This is a genomic window from Nocardiopsis sp. NPDC049922, from assembly GCF_040660275.1.
Classification (GTDB): Bacteria; Actinomycetota; Actinomycetes; order Streptosporangiales; family Streptosporangiaceae; genus Nocardiopsis.
In genome coordinates, this window is sequence record NZ_JBFAME010000026.1 from 1 (window position 1) to 20265 (window position 20265).

The following is a 20265-nucleotide window of genomic DNA, read 5'->3' on the forward strand; positions in this document are numbered from 1 at the left end:
CCCTCTGGAACAGTTCCCACAGCTCGTCCGGCACCAGCCGTTCCACCATCGACACGCGGCCAGGTTACCGAGAACCCAAATGAGATGAGCTCTAAGTACCCGGAGGAGTTCCGGCGCGACGCGGTCGAGCTGGTGAGCTCCAGCCATCGGCCGATCTCACACATCGCCGCCGAGTTGGGCGTGTTCAACGGTGATCCGATCCGAGGAATGTGCGTGGCGGTGCTGCCTCCACCGTTCATGGAACTCGGGTAGAGCACTCCGGTTCGGCTTACGCGCCGGGGTCAGGGCCTGGCCTGGGTGATCACGCCGCAGACCGAGGTACCCGTCGTCGAGCAATACCTCCACCTCCGAGAAGTGGCGGAAACACGCGTCTATGCCCTCAGCGCGGGCTACGGTGGCATCGGGCATTCTCCCCGGGCGCCTCGTGTCGGTCCACAACGTGCGCCCGCGGTAGTCGGCCACGACGGTGGCCTTCATAGTGTTCTGCTTCTTCTTGCCCGAGACGAACGCCCGCCGACCGCCCCGACCCGCGCGGGGTCTGCGCACCTGCACTTCGGTGGCGCCCAACCGCAGCTCGGCCCCTTCGGCGTGGGCGTAGGCGAAGACGTCTTCCAGGGGTGCGCAGACGCACCCTGGACAGTCGAGGGCCGCGTATCCACGCTTGGCCACCAGGGTACGGAGTTGGGCGATGGCGCGGGTGATGGTGGAACGGTCGACCCCGAAGAGCAGGCCCAGGACCGCGTGCGGCAGATCGTGGCGCAGGTGGATCAGGGTGGCCGCCAAGCGGTCAACGAAGACCAGTCGGTGCCGCGCACCAGCTCGGGCAGCCCGTTTCCTCACCCCGCCGCGGACCCGATACCGCTGGTCCTCAACCGCCACCTCCCAGGGGCGTGCCAGCTCTTCGACGAGCGCGGCCAGGTGGTGCCCGGAGATGCCGGTGAGCCATGGATGGGCCATAACCGCAAGGTTAACCTTGATCACCACGACCAGAGCATGCCACGGCCCTTCAACGAAGCCTCACCCGCTATCACGCACCAACTCGTTAGTGGTCCTGATGACCGACAGGCGTAACATCCGTTTGCCCACCCCCGAATAGTTGCCCCTGCGCTAAGGCCGCTGCCCACCAACCGATCAATGTCCAATGCGGCTACTAAGAGTTCGTAGGGATAAAGCCGAGAAAGCACACCAGCCTTGTTCGGGATGCCCACGCAGCGAATCACTCCGTGTCCGGCAAATCGCACCTGTTGTGACGGTTGAATGAGGGACGTCACCGCTGGTTCACATATCCCTTCGGGATGGGCGGCATGTTTCCCCCCTATCTCATCGTTCACAACACGCAAGCTGCACAGGGGTTGACCCCTGGGAGACGACCCCAGGCGAACAGGGGCTCGAGTAGAGCGTTCGGATTCAGAACCGCTTTATCACAAGCCAACCTGTGAATCGGAGAATGACTACAGAACCACAAGCCACAGAACGGACAAATCATTACATTCTAGACATAGCACATTGTGACGCGTCTCACCCATCTAGCAAGGTCCACTCACCTGCGCAATTGCAGTGGGCCGCTCAGACCCTCTAGACACCGAGCGCCAACCTTCCTACGCTCTCCTGGAAACCCTACAAATCCAAATCGCCAACTTAATGGGAGATGTATGTCCACGTTAAAGCGCACTGCCGCATCCTTGCTGGTCAGTGCATTCACTCTTGGTTTCCTTACCGTGTCCACCACAACCTCAGCAAGTGCTAACGGAAACTGCATTGACTCGCTCCACGAGTTCAGAGCCGATCTCTGCCTGAGCGCCCCAGAGCCAATTCTGGGACTCTTTGGAACTTGGCGGAACGTCGACATCACCTTCGAAGGGGAAAACCTAGATCTATCTCGAGTAACGATGAATATCGGGTTTTACCCGGCCGGATACACGGGAGGAGTTGCCCTCGGACTCGAATCCGACCCCTGGCCGTACCCGGGGTGGAGCGAGGCATACTCCCCATATTATGAAGAGACAAGCAATAGCGGAATTAACTACGGAGCAATCCGACCAACGCGGGGATCAACCCCAGCCCCAGACGGAACTAACAATACCTACATGCTCGTTAGGGCCGACAACGAAAGTCAATGGGAGATCATCTACAACTTTAATTACATCACAAGCACAGAGTCCATGCCAGAGACTGAGACACGAAACGCTCGCTCAATCTTCAGAGTCCCAAACCCAACAGCCACAACCGTCGCCCCGATTGACAACAGACTCCAGTACATGGGTGGAAACCTCTATTGGACGAGATTTGACATGGATTCCATTGAACTTGTCAACTCCCACCCCACGTGCGATTCACCTGATGCTCAAGACGACGTGTGCATGAATTCGACACTGTCCTCAAATGGCGGTGAACCCCCACTTCTCGTAAGTTGGGAACTTGAGAAGCCTGGGGGAGCATCCAGCACCACACTGGAGTCAACAGACCAGCCCCCTACGTCGTCTCCTAGGCAAATCGACCGGGGGAACATCGTGAATGGAGTTGACCAAGGAGAACTGGCGTCATGCCTCGAAAACTCCTCCGAATCATGCCTTCAAGACGTACAAGGGCTAGCAGAATGCATCACTCAGCATGACATCTGCAACACCCTCCCTGAATACAACACCCAGGCCCCGCAGGAGCCGTTCGTAAGCTCCAACCAGGAAGTCCTCAGCGGAGCAGAAATCGAAGAACGTCTCCATACTCGATTCGAATTCACTGATACACCACTGACGACCAATCTAACGAATATCCAGGACTACGAACAAGAGTTCAACGTCAGCATCCCCGATGCCTGGAGCTCCAACTCCCCCTTGTGGGTCGTCTCCACCAACGGAATAGTCACCGACACGGAGGGACGCTCCTATCAGGGACTTCGAGCAGCATTCGACGCCTCAACTGGTCAGGCCGTGCACTACTGCACGGGCTCCTTTTGTTGACCATACCGGCACACAAATTTAGCGCTAGTTCACTCAGAGGTAGAAAATGACCCCCCAGAACTCCCCGCGTAAATCCTTTGCGAAGCTCGTCACCGCAGGATTCCTCTCTACTGTGGTCTCCTTCGGGCTCCTAACCGGTGTCCCTTCCGCCTCAGCCACGGAGACGAACCTCGACCCAGCTGACTCTCACACTTGGGTATTGTTGGACGAAGAGACCAGCGATACGGTTAGATCTGGTCCAGGGCAGCCTCAGTTCGAGCCCTATTCCAACTATCTCAATGGAGACGCTTCCGGATTTCCAGAACAAGAAATGGAAGAGTTTTCCGACCAAGTTGGTGCATCTGACGTCACAGATGATCAGATCACGCAATTGAGAAACGCCTGTGAGTCTCAACCAGAGGCCGAACGTGTCCAAGGATGGATCCCGAACAGGTTCAGAGTCTGCATCCAACGCAACTACCACCTCCAACTCACAACGGAGAACGGTGGCCCAGTCCTCGGGGATCTAATATTTGACATGTGGCTTCTCGGTTTTGCCGAAAACGGATCGAGAAGGGTTGAATATATCGCGAGTGTTGAAAACATCCTGGTCGCACCACGTGGCTCGGAGGATCCCAATCTCTGGCGGATTCGACAGTCCTTTACTCCTGCAAACAGTACCCCGGAGCTTTCTGTTCCTGCCATCACTGAACGCGATGCCCTATTGGCATCCTGGGAGTACGCACCAGATTGGCGGTTGGTTTACACGGCTCCAGTCGAAGGGCCGAGATGGAGTAACGGTGACTTCCAAATCGTTACGGCCACGGTCACCATGAGCATGGGCGTTACATCCCCTAGCGCCAGGACTGGCTGGTCTGAAGTCGCTTCCGGGAACTCCAACGTCCGGTTCGACTTTGCAGGGCCCACTGTAGGACGACACCAGGGAACTGTGTTTACCGATGCCGCCCCTGAAACCTTCAGTTTAGAAATGAGCGATCCTCAGGTCTGGGAATCAGCCCAGCATATCCAGGATGCCCAAGAGAGCCCCGAGATGACATTCCCGTCATGGCTCGGCAAGAGCGTACCTGGCCAGGAAACACCGCTTCATCGTCTCATTGATCGCCCCCGTCAAGATGAGAATAGAGACATCGCAGTCGCGACATGCGACGATATTTGGGGTGAATACGATGGGTCGCTCTTGAACTGCGACGAGTACCCCTTTTCATCCACCTACGAAGGGGCCGCTACCGGAGATGACCGATATTCCGCAAGACTCATTGATGCGGACGACAATCAGGAAGCAGGGCGCCGCTTGGGTAGATTCTATCGTGAGCATCGTATACTCGACGGCGACGCTTTCTATGTAGAAATCCTTCCCTGAGAGGGGTGAAGTGGACACCATGGAGCACCTCCTGGAGTATTCATGCCTAACTACCGCTGACTATAAAATCATCGACATTCATGAATCAGACATTGATCGCAACAATAGCCATCCCCTACCCAGGAAGTCTAGTGGTGAAATAGTTGTGCAGGGGTCCGACCATCTCTACATTCATTGCGTCGATGACATCGTTCGTGTGCGATTGACGTTGCGGGCGTGGGATTCGAATCCTGATGCTTTTCCGGAGGGATGGGGTTACGCGGGCCAGGGGCTATTGAACTGCGCGACAGGCGTCTTGATCCCAGATCAGTGGGTGGGAATCACTCCCGAGGAGTGGGAGCTCCCATTCAATGGCATGATAGCCTTGCGGATCTGCCACCGGGGCCGTGAATCTGTGCGTGAAGAGATCAGGCATGTCAGGGAACGGAAACGTAGAGAAAATCTCGCATCTCGAGATTCCGTAAACGCTTTGCACGAACTAGATGGGACCGAGCAATACTTGATCGATGTTTGGCCTGTAGAACAGTAGCAGGATTTTTGCGCTCCGTGTCTACGACCTGCATTTTGTGGCGTTTTGGTGAACGTGTGGGCTCATGCCCGGGCTTCGAAGGTCAGACGACAACACCAAGTGTCGGGCAGTTTTGCTGAACCTCTAGCTTGGCGTTTAACCTGCTTGCTTGTCTCCAGAGCGGCTTGCAGCGTCCGTCTCGTTCTTCTTCGGCACCCCATAACGGGGAGCGGGATGCTTGTTCCTGCTCCCCAACGGGCGCTCTGGCCCCGACCGCGAGGGCCGCGGGACGCCCACGAGCCTGGGCAGGTGCGCATACAGGTACCGAACCCCCCGCAGCCCCCTGCCCGGACTCATCCAGTGCGGCTCGACCAGACGCTGCCAGGGTAGACGCACATCACCCACCACGGACCGGGCCAACCGCAGCTGGGTATAGGCCGCGATCACGACCCAGCCCCACCGGTCCGCCCCTCCGAATCCCGCAACCGGGGCGCGTCCCACCCCAACTGCTGCTTGCAGAACCGTGTTTCGTTCCGGGTGTGATGGAGGCTCTGGCCTGTACCGGATTCCGTGGAGCCGTGTTTTCGGATTCTCAGGCCACGGTGCTCGGTTGTCTGTTCTCGAACTCTACTGGTGTCAGCCAGCCGATCGCCGAGTGGCGGCGTTGCCGGTTGTGGAAGATCTCCAGGTACTCAAAGATCGCGTTGGCCAGCTCCAACCGGGTCTGCCACCTGCGCCGATCCAGCAACTCGACCTGCATGCGCGACCAGAACGAGGCGATGACCGCGTTGACGCTCCTATCAGGTCACGCCCGCCCGGCGGCAGCGCTTGCTGCGTGCCCGGTCGGACGGTCGGCAGATCAACGCGAGGACACCCGCAGGGTCGGTCGTAAGCAGGAGTCAGACCGCCGCAGCCGGGACTACCCGATCCTTGCGGGATCCGGTGCGAAGAGAATGACAGTCGTAGCAGTCCCCGATCGAGCCCATCGAGGGCACCAGGCCGGACTCCTTGGCCCTGCGGGTGAAGGCCCAGGACCCGAACTGGGTAGGTTCAACCGGTCGTTGCAACACCGGTTGAACCTACCCTGCACCCCGTGGTCGGAGTGGATCACCGTCCCCGGGGCCGGTTCGCGGTTGTCGATGGCCAGTGTGTTTTGGCTCTGGCGCATTCTCCGTGAAGCGCTCTCCTCAAGCCGCGAGCAGGACGCGTTTGAGCAGGAGGTCGAGCTTGGCGCGGCCGAACATCTGCCTCTTGATCGCCTTGAGCTTCGTCACGTTGCCCTCCACCGCCCCCGAACTCCAGGGCAGGGTGAGCCCAGCCATGACGGCGTCCCAGTCCTTACCCAGCCCTCGGGCGAACCCGCGCAACTCGGAAAGACCGCTGTCCTTCGCATCCCGCACCCAGCCCTGGAGCTGGTGGGAGCCGGTGCGCTCGATGACCATCTCGCAGAAGCGGGCCACCAGGTGCCGCGCCTGGTCCAGGTCCGGGCACCGGTCACACAACTCCTTCAGCAGGAGCCGTTCCTCCTCGCTAAGCGCGTCGGGGTGCGTGAGCAGCAGAACGGTCACCTCGCGGACCTTCGGGACCGCCGGTGGTGCGGCTGGAACGGTGTTGGCCCGCAGCCGCTGAACGAACCGGCGCACCATCCGCTCGCTCACCCTGGCCCCGCGCTGGATCACCTCGCGGTGCAGACGCTGGGCGCGGGTACACCCCTCGGCGACGTGGGAAGCCAGGTAGGAGATGTGGCCGCCCAGACTGCTCTGCCGCGCCATGGGGCGGCAGCCGACCAGCTCATCGGAGCTGGCGGCCCGGGCGTAGCGACGCACCGTTTCGCGGTCCAAACGCAGTTCGGCGGCGATCGCCCTGAGCCCCATCCCCTTGGCGAGCAGAGCGTGGACGGCGGCGTGACGCTGGCGGGTCTGCTCGACTCGTCGTCCTTCAGGCCGCAGCGTCCCCACCTCTGGTTTCGCCGGTTCGCCCGGGACCCAGTGCGGGCGTAGACGGGCGGCGAGTCGTTCGAGGGCCTGGCCGAGGTTGTGTAGCAGATGCCAGCGGTCGGCCACCTGCACGGCGGCCGGGGCGCCGCGGGCGGCGCCGTCGGCATAGGTTCCGGCCCGGTCCCGACAGATCACCTCGATCCCGGGGTGGGCCTGGAGCCAGGTGGCAAGGGAGTCGGCGGAGCGTTCGTCCAGCACGTCGATGGGGCGGTGGCTGTCCATGTCGATGAGGATCGTGCCGTAGTTGTGGCCCTTGCACAGGGCGAAGTCATCGACCCCCAGAGCGCGCACCTGCCCGGGATCAGGGTCGGGCAGGGCGCGGATGAGACGGAGCAGGGTGTCCTTGCCCGTGCTGAACGCCTGGTGGAGGGTGAGGCGGGCGCCGGGCCGGCCGCCCAGGGCCAGGGCCAGGGCCAGGGCGATGATCTCGCGGGTGCGGCGCAGCAGCGGGGTGCTACGGCTGTACGGGCTGGTCAGGCCGGGGACCTGCTCGGCGAAGGTCTGTCTGTCGCATTCGGGGTTGTCGCAGAAGAAGCGGCGTACTTGCAGTTGGACCAGGGCCTGCTGTCCGGAGATGGGAGTGTCGAGGAGATGGCGTCTATAGCGGCTGTGCACACGGGTTGAGGCGCTTCCACAGGAGGGACAGACAGCCGCGGGCTGCTGTGTGGCGGCGTGGATCTGCAGGGTGGTGCCGGTGCGGGTGACGTCGGTGACGTGCAGGTCCGAGATGTGGGGGAAGAGGAGGGCGATCAGTGGTGAGAGCGACACCTGGCATCATCGCGGCCAGGGCCGCTCGTTGCGGGAGGTTCACGGAGAATGCGCCAGAGCCAGTATCTACTGTCCGCTGTCACCCTGCTGAGGACTCACCCCCGCCTCTGCGGGGAGCACCCGAACGAGGCCGCGGCGTCCGCCACTCATCTTGGACTCACCCCCGCCTCTGCGGGGAGCACAGCATGGCGCGACGACCCGTGTCCCACCGGTCGGACTCACCCCCGCCTCTGCGGGGAGCACTTCCTCCGGCCGGATTCCCTTGTTTTTGGCCCAGACTCACCCCCGCCTCTGCGGGGAGCACGCGTCCACGGCCGCGATCACGCCTCGGTAGCCGGACTCACCCCCGCCTCTGCGGGGAGCACGGGACTCGCTGGACTTCTCAGCGCCCCCGGTACGACTCACCCCCGCCTCTGCGGGGAGCACGTCGTGCTCGCCAACCGGGCACAGCGCACAGCGGACTCACCCCCGCCTCTGCGGGGAGCACGCCACATGTCGGTGTCGCCGGCGTTGGTGACGAGACTCACCCCCGCCTCTGCGGGGAGCACCTGGTCGCGGTCCCGGTCCTGCTGGCGTTGACGGACTCACCCCCGCCTCTGCGGGGAGCACCCTCCGCTGTGGAACTCGGCGACGTAGCCGACGGACTCACCCCCGCCTCTGCGGGGAGCACCATGCAGAATGTAGGCTCCCGGCAGTCCCCCCAGACTCACCCCCGCCTCTGCGGGGAGCACCGTTCTCAGTCCTTCTCCATCCCCCGGAATACGGACTCACCCCCGCCTCTGCGGGGAGCACCCTTGACGACTACGCGGGGGGGGCTGCCGACAGGACTCACCCCCGCCTCTGCGGGGAGCACACCACGTCGCATGGACCGCTGAGGGGCGCCCCGGACTCACCCCCGCCTCTGCGGGGAGCACGTCTACCCCTCGAAACACGTCGTGACCAGTGAGGACTCACCCCCGCCTCTGCGGGGAGCACCGGAATGGCGTCGGCGAGCACCGGGAGGAGATGGACTCACCCCCGCCTCTGCGGGGAGCACGGAGGGGATGCTGGAACAGGTCCCCGACTACCCGGACTCACCCCCGCCTCTGCGGGGAGCACCAGTCGCCCCGGGTCCCCTGGAGACGGAACAGGGACTCACCCCCGCCTCTGCGGGGAGCACTCGAGCAGGATGAGCGCCTGGTCCTCGTTGCCCGACTCACCCCCGCCTCTGCGGGGAGCACAGTCCGGGGCCAGTGCTTTCGGAGTCCATGACGGACTCACCCCCGCCTCTGCGGGGAGCACTCGGAAACCACGGTTCTCTCCAGGCCCTTCGCGGACTCACCCCCGCCTCTGCGGGGAGCACGCATCATGGACTGGTACACCTGCGGTTCTCCAGGACTCACCCCCGCCTCTGCGGGGAGCACCGCGTCTCGCCCCGGGCGAGGTTGACCGTGCCGGACTCACCCCCGCCTCTGCGGGGAGCACCACCCACCGCCGGACCACAGCTCGTACCACTGGCTGACCGCCTGGACTCACCCCCGCCTCTGCGGGGAGCACAACGTGCGCGCGAGGGACGCGGCGACCGGTCGGGACTCACCCCCGCCTCTGCGGGGAGCACCGCGGCTGACACGCCAGCGGCGGTGACCTTGCGGACTCACCCCCGCCTCTGCGGGGAGCACGCGGCTCTGAGCGGGATCCCGTCCGGCGGGACCGACTCACCCCCGCCTCTGCGGGGAGCACAGCCGGTCCGTGGCCTGGAGCGTCCATTCGACAGACTCACCCCCGCCTCTGCGGGGAGCACGACCGGCTCGGCGGTCACGTCCGGGGACGAGGAGACTCACCCCCGCCTCTGCGGGGAGCACCGCCGTCAGACTTCGGCGGACGGCCGCCCGGGGGACTCACCCCCGCCTCTGCGGGGAGCACGGGCCCCCCCGTCCGTCTCAGAGGCTCAACGAAGACTCACCCCCGCCTCTGCGGGGAGCACTCGGGTCGATCGGTTCGGCTGCGGGAGGTCGTGGACTCACCCCCGCCTCTGCGGGGAGCACCCGACCCTGGTCGCGCATGCCGACGGCGCCCCGGACTCACCCCCGCCTCTGCGGGGAGCACGAGGTAGACCAATCTGGTAAAGAGGTAGACCAGGACTCACCCCCGCCTCTGCGGGGAGCACCACCCCCCGCCGCAAGGCGGGGGGTTTTGTGTGGACTCACCCCCGCCTCTGCGGGGAGCACCCTTTTTGACCTGCATCAAAGCAGAGCGTTACCGATACGAGACAATGACCGGAGCGCTGCTACCACGGGAACTCATCCATCCCAGGACCATCCGAGCCGTCAGGAATCGGTTCCGCGCCCTCCTCCGGTACCGCATCCACTGAAGGCCAGCCGATCAACGTTAACCCATCGATCTCGCGCGGCTGTCGCGCCCCTTCACCGTGCGTACGAACCTGGAAACGCTGTTCCCTCGCCGCCCCGTGGACCAACACCGCCCATCCGTCCTGGTCATCGATCGACTCACACACCCCAGTCCACAACTCATCACGCACCCTCGCCGTCAGCGTCCCGACGTAGACCCCCGGCGCGGGTTCCACCATCCAGCGGGTCAGCGCACCCCGAGTACCATCAGCAATCGCGGTGGTCGTGATGATGCAGAATCCACCCGCCATCAGCCGACCTCCTCGCCGTAGTTGACCCCCGAGGCCACATTCCCGTCAGGGTCCCACAGATCCACGATGTCGCCCCGCTCGGGCCTTTCCCCACGCGGCATCTCCAGCACCCTGTAGATGTCATCGATCATGCGCGGGATCAGCCTCAGCAGCCGGAAGTCCTCCCTCAATCGATAGCGGGCGTCCCGGTCTGCCATGGTGCTCTTGTGAAGCGAGAACGCCAGCGGCGCCGACACCTCGGCCTTGTACAGATCAGCGATGTCCAAAGCGAAGGCGCGCTGCTGTCCGTGGTGGACGATTCCCAGCGCTGGCGAGGCTCCCAGGCTGAGGATCACCGCCGTCGCCATCGCGTACAGGGCCTGGTTCGCTGAGGTGTAGGCCTTGTTGACCGAATCCTGGGCGTCGAAGTCATCAGGGTCGTAGCTGCGTTTGAAGGCGCGCACCCCGTGCTGCTGCGCCAAGGCCCGGTAGAGCGCCTTCATCCGAGAACCCTCCAGGCCGCGCAATGCGGAGAGTGACACTTCCTCAGGCGGCGGTTCGGGAAAGCGCATCCGGTACATCAGCTTGGCGGCGGTCATCTTCCGTTCGGGGTCCGAGACGATCTCCACCTGGCGGTCAAGGAGCCTGACCGAGGTGGAATCGTTGAGGAACGCCGAATAGCATCGCACGCCCCCGTCACCGACGTGGATGATCGCGGCTCCGTCCTTGGTGAGCCTCTTGACACTCTCATGGGTGGTGCTCGTTCCCGGGCCCAGGAGTACGCAGGCGATCCCGGCGGTGGGAAGGTACACCCGTTCCTCCTTCCCGTCGTCGAACTCCACCCGCGCGCAGACGCCGTTGCGGTCGGCGTCGATACGGACCGTGTCCAGGTACAGGAATCCGAGCCGGTCCACGACGCGCGGCAGGGCGACGGCCGTCGGCGCGCCGAGCCGTTTGGGTAATCTCCTGGGCATCGCCTATCCCCCGATCGGGACCACGGACAGCAGGCCCAGCCCGTAGGGGCGGCCCCTGCCGATGCCTTCGACGACAGCGCGCACGAGTGCGGCTCGGTCGACCACCTCGGCGACGCCGTCGAAGCACACACCGTGGTAGCTCACCGGCTTCTCGGTGCGCTTCCTGGCACGGCTGAAGTGATGCTCCCGACTGCGCAGCGACTCCAGGCGCAGTCCCGCGTCTTTGGCGCGGGACTCCCACCACTGGTCGGCCTCGGCCCCTCTCAGGTCCTTGCGCCTGCCGCGGACACCGGATTTGGGCTCGGCGCCCTCGGGCAGGACGGTGCGCACCGGATTGACAGCGAGCCGATAGCGCACTGGGTTCCCTTCGATCATCTGATCCAGGACGAGGAGCATTGATCGAACCCTGGCACCGTGGTGGTGGGCAGTGTTGGGTGCGATGAGGGACTGGACGAGCATGGAGGGCGCCGCGTCGCGGTTCTGTTCGATCCGGTACAGCGCTCCCGCTCTCTGGCGGGGGGACTCACCGAGGCCGTCCGGGAACAGGCCCATCACGAACTTGTGCTGAGCGGACGGGTCACCAAGGATCCTCTTGTGCCCGGTGAGGGGCAGATGGGTCAGCCATAGCTGCTCGGGCAGGCTCATATCCTCTTCACTCCCTCGCAGATCTCCCGGTAGGCGGACACGCCCCCGCCCTTGCAGTCGGCGGCCTCGAACGAAAGTTCGTCCTCCAGCACGGGGCGGGCTGAGAACCTGCGGTCGTAGGGGTCCCGGGAGACCGGCACGTCGTTGGGCCAGTGGTCGGCGTCGAGGGGGTCCGGTGCGTCCTCGGCGGTCTTGACCCGCACCTCGTCGTCGTCTTCCCTGGGTGGTTCGCGGTACAGGGGCAGTGTCCGGGCCGCGTGTTTGGCCTCGGCTGCCGTGGTTCCGGCCAGCACGGGAAATGCCGGGGGGCAGCTCCTGCGCCCCAGGTAAGGGGACCAACGGGGACTGCGCAGGTGTTCCTCCAGGTCGTCGACGACCCAGTCCGCTCCGCTGACGAACACGGTGAAGGCCGCGTCCATCAGGTACCACCGCCGGGTCAGCACGGGGTGTGCCTTACGTTTACCGGATGCCGTGCGCATGCGCTGGCGGGGCGGGTAGTCGCCGCCGATGGTGTGGAAGTCGTCCATGAGTCGGCCGGGGCGGTCGATGCGCACCAGCAGGGACAGGTCCGTCCACCCTTCGGGGAGGGGGTCGCTACGGCGGATTCCTCGGGCGGAAGCGAGCATCCCGATGAGCGCTGACCAGGTGGGGTAGGGCTGTGTGTCGCGCTCGCTGAAGGTGGAACGGCCGCCCCAGGACTGCAGAGGACCCGCCAGGAAAAGGACGAGGGTCTTCACCTGCGCGCTCCCAGCTTGCCCTCCAGCGCGCTGAGCAAGTCGGGCAGCGGCATGCGCTCGCCGAAGCCCTCGACCGTCCCGGTCCCCTTGTTTACCAGCTCCTTCGGGGTCGTCGCGGCGTGTGCGTGCCACACACGCCCGCCAGTACCGAGGAACCCATCCATGCATACGAGGTGCTCGCCCAGCGCTTCCAGGCTTCCGGGCAGGTATCCGGAGGCACTGGTCCTGTTCCCGTTGGCGTCGGTGCGCTTCTCCACCGGAGTCTCGAACGCCGCAGCGAGATTCACCGGCCGGTCCGAGCGCAGCGAGACGTAGGCGAGCGCGGGAAGCGTGTGGGGGGCGGTGGAGGTGCGTTTGCCCGAGGGCACCGCGAGCGCGAAGGCTTGCACGAACATCCCGGCCAGCCTGGCCACGTCGGCGGCGGCCGTCAGGCTCTCCGCTAGCTCTTCGATGTCGAGGGTGGCGTACCGGTAGAACACGCCGCCCGCGTATTCGGCCGTGTCCAGGTGCCCGCTGCCAGCACTGGCCTTTCCGGTGGCGATGTCGTCCACGGCGGTGAAGTAGTCGACCTCGAGTTTGGCGGTGTGGGTGGTGAAGGCGTGTGCCACCTGGGAGGCGCCGTCGATACGGCCCTCGGGCAGCGCGGCGATCATGCGGCCGAACAGGGCCAACCCGGCTCCGGTGTGCTCCTTGAGGACGTGGAGCAGGGTCCGCTCCCACTTGTTCTTCTCCGACTTGGAACGCTGAACCCTGGGGGTCTGCTCGGTATCGGTGGCCTGGTCCGCCGCCTTCTGGTAGATCTCGCGGTTGGCCTGGGCGAGCGCGATGAACCTGTCCAGGTCGCTCTTATTGAGGTAGAGCAGCACGCTGGTGTCCATGGCGGCTATCGGGTCGGTGTTGTCGGCCTTACCCTTCTTTGCGCGCTTGGTCGAGGTGTCCTTGTCCTGGCTTCCTTCGCTCGCGCCGCCCTTCTCCTTCTCCCCCAGCGGTTTGATCATGTCCTGAGCGGCGATGCGGGCGGTGAGCTCGGGCCAGTCGTGCTTGTTGGTGAGCTCTTCGGCGATCACCCTGCCGTGCTGGCGGGAGCGCTCGCCGAAGTCCATGTCCGGTGCGCCCGCCTGCAGTTCCTTGCGGGTGGAGCGCTTGTAGCACTGGCTGGAGACGCGGACCCGCCGGGTCCCTCCGTAGGAGAGATCTTTGGGCGCGCCCATGTCGTCACGGTTCAGGTTGGAGAACGGCATGGCCTGGAGGATGTGGATGTTAACGAAACGAGGGTTGGTCATAGGGTTCCTTCGGCTGTTCGTTAGGGGACGGGTTCCGAGGGCCGGCTCAGCTCGGGTCGGTGTCAAAGGGGGCAGGGCGCCGCCATTCGGGCAGGCGTAGGAACGACTCCTGCCAGTGCATGCCGACGGCGCCGGGCCGGTAGGCGTGCTCGACCAGGTCGGAGGCGAGCGTCCACCAAGCGGGGACGCAGGCCTGCTGGGAGTGCAGGTAGGAGATGGTGCGGGACATCAGAAGCGGTAGGTCCTCCGGCTCGGCGCGGACCGCCTGCACCAGCCGCTTCCTGAGGGGGGTCAAGCGGCCTGCCCCGGGTTCGGCCTGGCGTCGCCCTTCTCCGTCTTCTCGTGTGCGCCGTTCCAGTTCGGCCAGGGCCAGTCCAAGGTCGAAGCGCAGACCGTAGGGGGGTTGGGGGTCCCTGTCGGCAGAGCGCGCGTGTTCGTGCCAGCGTTCTTCGAGGGTGCGCGCGGTCGGGCACTGGGCGATCAGCCCGGCGGTCAGGAACATCGCGCTCCGGATGTTCCTGGACCGGGTCAGTTCGGGCTCGTCGGTGCGGTTGTGGATCCAATGGAGAAGTTCCCACCGCGCGGCTTCGGTGCGTTCGTCGTCCAAGGAGTAACGGGCGGCCGGGCGCAGTGCGCGGCGGACGGCTGGGTCCTCGACCAACTCCTGGACGTGGCCGGTGAACCGGCGCAGCATCGCGTCCCGTTGCGCCTTCTTGGACGGTCGAGGGCTGGTGTCGGCCTGGGTCATACGTCGTTCCTCTCACGGAAGGGCCTGCCCCTGGAGGTGTGGGGGCGGTGTTCGAGGACCGCCATCTGCAGGTAGGGGTCCACCTCCCCGGGCTGTCTGGCGACGACCACGGCCGTCACCTCGTCGTAGATGCGCCGCACGAGCCCGCGCACCTGGCGTTCGGTCTCGGCCTCGGCGTCGTTCCCGACGCTCGGGCGGGACTCCTCCGCGACACCGCCTTGGGGGTGGGAGGTAGCCGATGGGCTGGCGTCGGCCTCGGCCCTCAACCTGCGTTCGAAGAACCTTTCGGCCTGCTCCCAGAACACCGGCTCGGCTTGGGCGGGCCAGGCCCCGGAGAGCTTGGAGTCGCTGTCTCCGCGTGTGCCCTCGGTCCAAGCCCTGCCCAGACAGATCTTCAGGGTCAGCCATGCCCGCTCCAGGCGGTCCAGGATCCTCACCGCGGCGCGGGCCAGCTGCGGATGGTAGTACTCGGGGTTCTCCGCGTCGAAGCAGTCCATCAGTGCTTGGGGCGAGGCGGCCATCCACCACTCGTGGTCGACCGTCTTCGGATCCTGGTGGAACCCCACGGCGACGATCCCGCGCCGTGTCCCGATCTCGGCGAACTCGTCGAGAAAGGCTGGCCTGCGGTACACCGCGCGCCTGCGCCCCTGCGTCTGCCCCGCTGATACCTGGGCCTGCGGCAGCAGCCCGTCGAGGTCGCGCCACAGGGCCCGGCCGGGCTGGGCCCGTCGGGGCCTGGGCGCCTCACCATCGACGCGGTAGGCGAGGAAGGGATTGGCCGGTAGGCGTTCTGGCCAGGCAGCCGCACGGTAGGCCCACGTGCGGTAGACGTCGGCGACGTTGCCCTCCAGGTCGGGCACGAGCAGGAAGGAGTGCTTGTGCACGGCGGTCAGCAGGGAGCACATACCGCCGGGCCGGGGCGGAGCGTCGGGGTCGGGGAGGTCTTTGCGCTCCCACGGGCACAGGTCGGGTCCCGCCGCGGCGGTGTCTTCGGGCTGTGCCCCCGCCGGGGGGACGAGGGAGATCAGCAGCGAGTCGAAGAGCCGGTGGCCTCGCGGGTAGTAGCTGATGGTTCCGCGCAGCATCCCGGACTTGGAGTCCGAGGTCTTCTTACCGTTCACCTCGCGGGCGGTGATCTTGCCCGCCGCGCCGTAGTACCACTGGACCAGCAGCCACCAGATCGCTTCGCCCGGGGGCACGGGCCGCTGATCGCCGTCATGGTGGCGGGTCCACCAGGTCGCGCCGTTTTCCCCCACGGGGCGGCCCAGCACGAACTTGTTGACGCCGCTGGTGTCGGGGACCTTCTCCTTCTTCTCGGTCTTGACGCACTGGTCCCTGAGCCGTATGTCCTGGAGGAAGGGCCTGGCACCAAAGAGCGCGAAGCGGTCGGCGAAGCGGGAGAAGTACTGTTCGACCGGGTCACCGGCCGGGTCCTCGGGCCAGGTCCCGCGGAGCCCGGGCGGCACCGAGGTGAACGTGCCGTGTGCGAGCCACTGATCGCGGCGCCTGAGCCATTCGTACGGTTCGTCCTGGGTGTCCAATCGGGTGATCCGGTAGGTGAGCGCGGTCAGCACGTGCCACAGGGCCGCGTACCCGGGGGGCATGGGGGCGTTGATGCTCCTGATCAGCTCTGCTTCGGCGATCAGTCCCTGCAGCCCGGTGTGGCCGGTGTCGCCTCTGATGTAGTGCACCGGGGCCCATCGTCGGTGCCTCAGGTCGTAGTCGTCCATGTCGCTCTCACTTCTTCTGGTTACGGGACCGCGAAAAGCCCCGTGTCGTCGCTGAGCATCACCTGGTAGCGGTTGTCGCGATGTTCCAGGGGGTGCCCGTGCAGTCCTTCCAGCTCTGGCACCGGCCGGTAGGTGGTCTCTGCGGAGAAGGGGACGAGCCGGATATCGGCGAGCAGGGGGTGGCCGTCGAACCAGTCGGGGCTGTCGATCGAGGCGCTCTCCTGCCAGGGGGCATCGCGGACGGGCACGGTACGGCGCATCACCGTGCGCACGTCCGCGTGGCTGGGCGTTCGCTTCTTCCTGTGCTGGGGGTCCTTGGGCGGTCGGGGCATGGGGGTGCGGTGATCGGCGTCGAGGAAGAGCCCGCCCTGGTGGCGCCACACGGGAAGGACGCGGCGGGTGAGGGCGCCCAGCCTGGTCGCGAGGATGTGTTCGATGTCTTCGCAGCCCTGGGTCAACTGGTACAGGTTCTTCATGTAGAGGCTGTCGGGGGCGCAGATGACGCGCTGTTCCCCCAGCGAGGTCTGTACCGCCTCCTCGGCCCAGCAGGACATCGCGGCCTCGGCGAGAGGCTCATGGTCCGACACCAGCCAGGCCGGGTCCTGCGCTGCCTGGTCCACCAGTGCCTGTACGTCATGGGGGACCCGGATAGTCCGCCTTGCGCTGCCCGCGTCCTCCTCCAACAGGGACCAGGTGCGGATGAGTTCAGCGTGCGGGTAGGGCAGGAGTTCGGTCGGCTCCCCGCTATCGGGGTCGATCGCGGCCACAACGTGCAGCGTCCAGTCCTTCCATCCGTCGGGGATCTGCTCCTTCGGACGATGCCGGTGGGCGCGGCCCGCGCGCTGCAACAGCAGGGCCAGCGGCGCCAGCTCGCTGACGACCACGTCGAAGTCCCAGTCGAGGGACTGCTCGGCGACCTGCGTGGCGACGACGATCGACCGTCGCGGCCTCTCCTTGGAGGATGTGCTGTCGGGGTCCTGTTTTCCGAACACCACTTCCAACTGGGAGGTGCGCTCATCCCGGATGCCGCTCGGCATGTTGGCGTGCAGGATGTCCACCCGGCAGTCCTGCGGGACTCGCTCGCGGAGGAAGGCCGCGGTGACCTGTGCCGTGGCCACGGTGTTGACGACCACCAGGGCGTTGCCCGGCTTGTCCTCGATCGCGGATCCGAGCACGCCCCACACCCCATCGGCCAGACGCCGGGCGCGTGAGAGGGCGTTCCTGCCCTCCTTGGATTTCAGGGAGACCGGTGTCCTGAGCGTGTGCAGATGCGCGGGTGCTCCCATGGGCGCGGAGTGGGGTGTCACCTTGCTGAGTCGGGTGTCGTAGTGGACCCACCCCGGATAGGGCACCGGGTCGACCGGAGCGGGGGCAGCGTGTTCGCTGATCTTCTGGCCTTGGCGCCAGACCCGGGCTCCCCTGTGGTAGGAGTCGATCAGCTTGTTGGCGAGTCTGCCCGGCAGCGTCGCCGACAACAGGATGACGGGGACGCCGAAGGCGGCCAGCCAACGCAGCGCGCGACGCAGCAGCACCTGCATATAAGGGTCATAGGCGTGGCATTCGTCGATGATGACGACCTTGCCGAGCAGGCCGGAGAGCCGGAACGGCTGGTGAGGGCCGGGAAGCGCCGTCCCCAGTACCTGGTCGACCGTACCGACGCTGATCGCCGAATGCAGCCGCTGAGCGGTCTTCCTGTTCCAGTCGGAGCGGTAGAAACGGCGTGACTCGTCGTCGGAGGCGTGCTCTCCGACCGCGGCCCCCTCCACCTGTCCGGCGTTCTTCTGCTTGTACAGGTCACGGAGCACCCGGTCGGCTTCCTCGGAGACCGACGCCATGGAGTGCAGCAGCTCGACGGTGGTGTCCCGGCCCAGGACACGGTTCAGATCACGCACCACACGGCGGAACATGGAGTCGGTCGTGGCCATGGTGGGCAGGAATACTCCGAGGCCGCGGTCCTGCCCGAGGGCGTTGCGAAAGTGGCGGAACGCCTCCAGTGAGGCTTCTGTCTTGCCTCTACCGGTACGGTCCATGATGATCAGCAGCCCGGGACCGTGGACGTGGGAGGACAGTTCACCGCAGATCGAGGTCTGCACTCCGCGTGGTGTGAAACCGAACCACCCGCGGAAGTCCGGCGCGTCCAGCTTCAACGGGCGGATACCGATCCGTTCGAGTTCTCGTCGGGCGTCCCGAACACCAGAGGCCAGGAAGCTTTCAGCAGTGCGAGGGGTCCACTCGGCCGGGAGGCGCGCGCTCCGGCGGGGTTCGATGTAGGACGCCTGCGACACGATCCAGTCGGCCAGGGGAACCAGACCGCAGACCGCCACGGCCGCCATGGTCCGGTTGCTTTCCTCCAGGGTCAGCCGGGGCCGACCGAGCGCCTCCCAGACGAGGCGCACGATCTCCTCGCGAACCGCGGCCCAGTCCGCGATGGAGTCACCGGACTCCTCAAACGCCTGAGCGGCCTGGAGACGGGTCATCTCCGGCGGGATACGGCCGTGGTGGGAACCGATGACGGTCCCCACGAACATCCGGGCGTCATTGGTGGTCAGGCCCTCATCCACGAGCCAGGTCACCCATGCTTCCGTGACGGCGCTCGCCTGACCGGGGGCGGTGTGTCCGCGCCGGGCGTCGCGCGGGGCCGCCAAGGGTGCGGGCCAGATGGCGTCCCATGCCTGCGATACCTGCGCCTCGAAACCCGTCGTCGCCTTCCCGATGTCGTGCACCGCGGCGAGCAGTGCCAGACAGCGGATCGGTTCCTTGCCCAGGCCACGGATCGCCGTCGGCAGCAACGGTGACTCATCCTCGGCCAGAGCGATGATCAGTGTCGCCGCGTCAAGCATGTGAGCGATCAGGGCGTAGGGCTCTTCAAGCCCGGCCTCCTTGCCCCAGACCAGGCCGTTGTGTTCGGGGCGCGGCCGTGCCGCTGCGTTGGGTTGAACGGCTGGCCGCCGTTGTCGGAGCCGTCGATACGACATGGGCAGCAAACTAACGGCCACCCACGACGTCTCGTGTGCACACGACTACGGATGGCCGCTTTCAGCCATTTGTGCCATACGCCCCACGCTTCGATCCTTCTTGTGGGACAATCCGGCGCCCCAGAGAGCGCCCCGACCGTGCGCCGCTCCTTGGACTCACCCCCGCCTCTGCGGGGAGCACAGACCCTCCGCGCGCAAGAGCCGTAGTGCGCGGGACTCACCTCCGCCTCTGCGGGGAGCACACGCAGTCCGGCCTGCACGCCGCCCCGTAGTTGGACTCACCCCCGCCTCTGCGGGGAGCACCCGTTGTTGTCGGTCTTCACGCCCTGGCCCTCGGACTCACCCCCGCCTCTGCGGGGAGCACGCCTGGAGCTCGGCCTCCAGGCGGGCGACCGCGGACTCACCCCCGCCTCTGCGGGGAGCACTCCCTACCGGCGACCTCGATACCGGCTCGGGAGGACTCACCCCCGCCTCTGCGGGGAGCACGTGCAGGCCCTGGAGGGTGCCCGCCCCGAGCCGGACTCACCCCCGCCTCTGCGGGGAGCACTTGCCCCTGGCCGGGCTTGTGGTTCTTGGAGCAGACTCACCCCCGCCTCTGCGGGGAGCACGAGGAGACGGCGCGGATGCCGTCCAGGACGTCGGACTCACCCCCGCCTCTGCGGGGAGCACCGGCCCGCCCCCGTGGCGGAAACGCACCGGAGGGACTCACCCCCGCCTCTGCGGGGAGCACATGCCGGGGGAGTTGCGCAGCCGCTGGCGCCGGGACTCACCCCCGCCTCTGCGGGGAGCACCTCTGGCTCGCTGGAAATGTTGTACTCGATCAGGACTCACCCCCGCCTCTGCGGGGAGCACCGATCCAGGACGGCCGCCACTTCCGGCCGCTCGGACTCACCCCCGCCTCTGCGGGGAGCACAAGGGCGGCGCACTCCAGGGGATCCCCACCGGGGACTCACCCCCGCCTCTGCG

13 protein-coding genes and 2 CRISPR repeat arrays (1 of these 15 only partly in view) are annotated in these 20265 nt (G+C 65.8%); of the genes, 2 read left to right on the top strand and 11 right to left on the bottom strand.

Annotated elements, in window-relative coordinates:
• Positions 1-156 precede the first annotated feature (156 nt).
• Complete coding sequence (locus tag AB0I72_RS26510; protein WP_358573372.1) at positions 157-957, bottom strand: transposase family protein; 801 nt, start codon at positions 955-957, stop codon at positions 157-159.
• A gap of 725 nt (positions 958-1682) precedes the next feature.
• On the opposite strand from AB0I72_RS26510, the gene AB0I72_RS26515 reads away from it, so the two are divergent.
• Together AB0I72_RS26515 and AB0I72_RS26520 are read left to right on the top strand one after the other, a co-directional pair.
• A complete protein-coding gene (locus AB0I72_RS26515; protein ID WP_358573374.1) occupies positions 1683-2957 on the top strand; it encodes a hypothetical protein in 1275 nt (424 codons plus the stop codon).
• Between the two features lie 199 nt (positions 2958-3156).
• Positions 3157-4317 (top strand): NucA/NucB deoxyribonuclease domain-containing protein, encoded by a 1161-nt coding sequence (locus AB0I72_RS26520; RefSeq protein WP_358573376.1) that lies wholly within the window; start codon positions 3157-3159, stop codon positions 4315-4317.
• Between the two features lie 1100 nt (positions 4318-5417).
• Here the strand turns inward: AB0I72_RS26520 and AB0I72_RS26525 are convergent.
• From AB0I72_RS26525 to cas3, 10 genes are all read right to left on the bottom strand, one after another.
• Complete coding sequence (locus AB0I72_RS26525) at positions 5418-5606, bottom strand: IS3 family transposase (protein ID WP_358573415.1); 189 nt, start codon at positions 5604-5606, stop codon at positions 5418-5420.
• Positions 5607-6012: 406 nt separating this feature from the next.
• Positions 6013-7590, bottom strand: a complete 1578-nt coding sequence (locus AB0I72_RS26530) for an ISL3 family transposase (protein ID WP_358573378.1) — start codon at positions 7588-7590, stop codon at positions 6013-6015.
• 92 nt (positions 7591-7682) lie between these two features.
• Positions 7683-9797: a CRISPR direct-repeat array (repeat unit 28 nt; unit sequence GACTCACCCCCGCCTCTGCGGGGAGCAC).
• 59 nt (positions 9798-9856) lie between these two features.
• Entirely contained in the window at positions 9857-10228 is a 372-nt protein-coding gene (cas2e, locus tag AB0I72_RS26535) for a type I-E CRISPR-associated endoribonuclease Cas2e (protein ID WP_358573379.1), read from the bottom strand.
• Positions 10228-11181 (bottom strand): type I-E CRISPR-associated endonuclease Cas1e, encoded by a 954-nt coding sequence (gene cas1e / locus AB0I72_RS26540; RefSeq protein WP_358573381.1) that lies wholly within the window; start codon positions 11179-11181, stop codon positions 10228-10230. The genes cas2e and cas1e overlap by 1 nt, the downstream gene beginning before the upstream one ends.
• Before the next feature lie 3 nt (positions 11182-11184).
• Complete coding sequence (gene cas6e / locus AB0I72_RS26545; RefSeq protein WP_358573383.1) at positions 11185-11826, bottom strand: type I-E CRISPR-associated protein Cas6/Cse3/CasE; 642 nt, start codon at positions 11824-11826, stop codon at positions 11185-11187.
• Entirely contained in the window at positions 11823-12563 is a 741-nt protein-coding gene (cas5e, locus tag AB0I72_RS26550) for a type I-E CRISPR-associated protein Cas5/CasD (RefSeq protein WP_358573385.1), read from the bottom strand. Before cas5e ends, cas6e begins: the two co-directional genes overlap by 4 nt.
• Entirely contained in the window at positions 12560-13846 is a 1287-nt protein-coding gene (gene cas7e / locus AB0I72_RS26555; RefSeq protein ID WP_358573387.1) for a type I-E CRISPR-associated protein Cas7/Cse4/CasC, read from the bottom strand. The genes cas5e and cas7e overlap by 4 nt, the downstream gene beginning before the upstream one ends.
• 46 nt (positions 13847-13892) lie before the next feature.
• Positions 13893-14594: a hypothetical protein gene (locus AB0I72_RS26560; protein ID WP_358573389.1), complete on the bottom strand. Its 702-nt coding sequence runs from the start codon at positions 14592-14594 to the stop codon at positions 13893-13895.
• Complete coding sequence (gene casA, locus AB0I72_RS26565; RefSeq protein ID WP_358573391.1) at positions 14591-16324, bottom strand: type I-E CRISPR-associated protein Cse1/CasA; 1734 nt, start codon at positions 16322-16324, stop codon at positions 14591-14593. Before casA ends, AB0I72_RS26560 begins: the two co-directional genes overlap by 4 nt.
• A 20-nt stretch (positions 16325-16344) precedes the next feature.
• Positions 16345-19299 (bottom strand): CRISPR-associated helicase Cas3', encoded by a 2955-nt coding sequence (gene cas3, locus AB0I72_RS26570; RefSeq protein WP_358573393.1) that lies wholly within the window; start codon positions 19297-19299, stop codon positions 16345-16347.
• A gap of 152 nt (positions 19300-19451) precedes the next feature.
• Positions 19452-20265: direct repeats of the CRISPR family, unit length 29 nt; unit sequence GGACTCACCCCCGCCTCTGCGGGGAGCAC (it continues 1533 nt past the right edge of the window).

Coding starts and splice junctions, on each gene's coding strand:
- AB0I72_RS26510 (WP_358573372.1), bottom strand. CDS start 957: ATGGCCCATCCATGGCTCACCGGCATCTCCGGGCACCACCTGGCCGCG.
- cas2e (WP_358573379.1), bottom strand. CDS start 10,228: ATGGCGGGTGGATTCTGCATCATCACGACCACCGCGATTGCTGATGGT.
- cas1e (WP_358573381.1), bottom strand. CDS start 11,181: ATGCCCAGGAGATTACCCAAACGGCTCGGCGCGCCGACGGCCGTCGCC.
- cas6e (WP_358573383.1), bottom strand. CDS start 11,826: ATGAGCCTGCCCGAGCAGCTATGGCTGACCCATCTGCCCCTCACCGGG.
- cas7e (WP_358573387.1), bottom strand. CDS start 13,846: ATGACCAACCCTCGTTTCGTTAACATCCACATCCTCCAGGCCATGCCG.
- AB0I72_RS26560 (WP_358573389.1), bottom strand. CDS start 14,594: ATGACCCAGGCCGACACCAGCCCTCGACCGTCCAAGAAGGCGCAACGG.
- casA (WP_358573391.1), bottom strand. CDS start 16,324: ATGGACGACTACGACCTGAGGCACCGACGATGGGCCCCGGTGCACTAC.
- cas3 (WP_358573393.1), bottom strand. CDS start 19,299: ATGTCGTATCGACGGCTCCGACAACGGCGGCCAGCCGTTCAACCCAAC.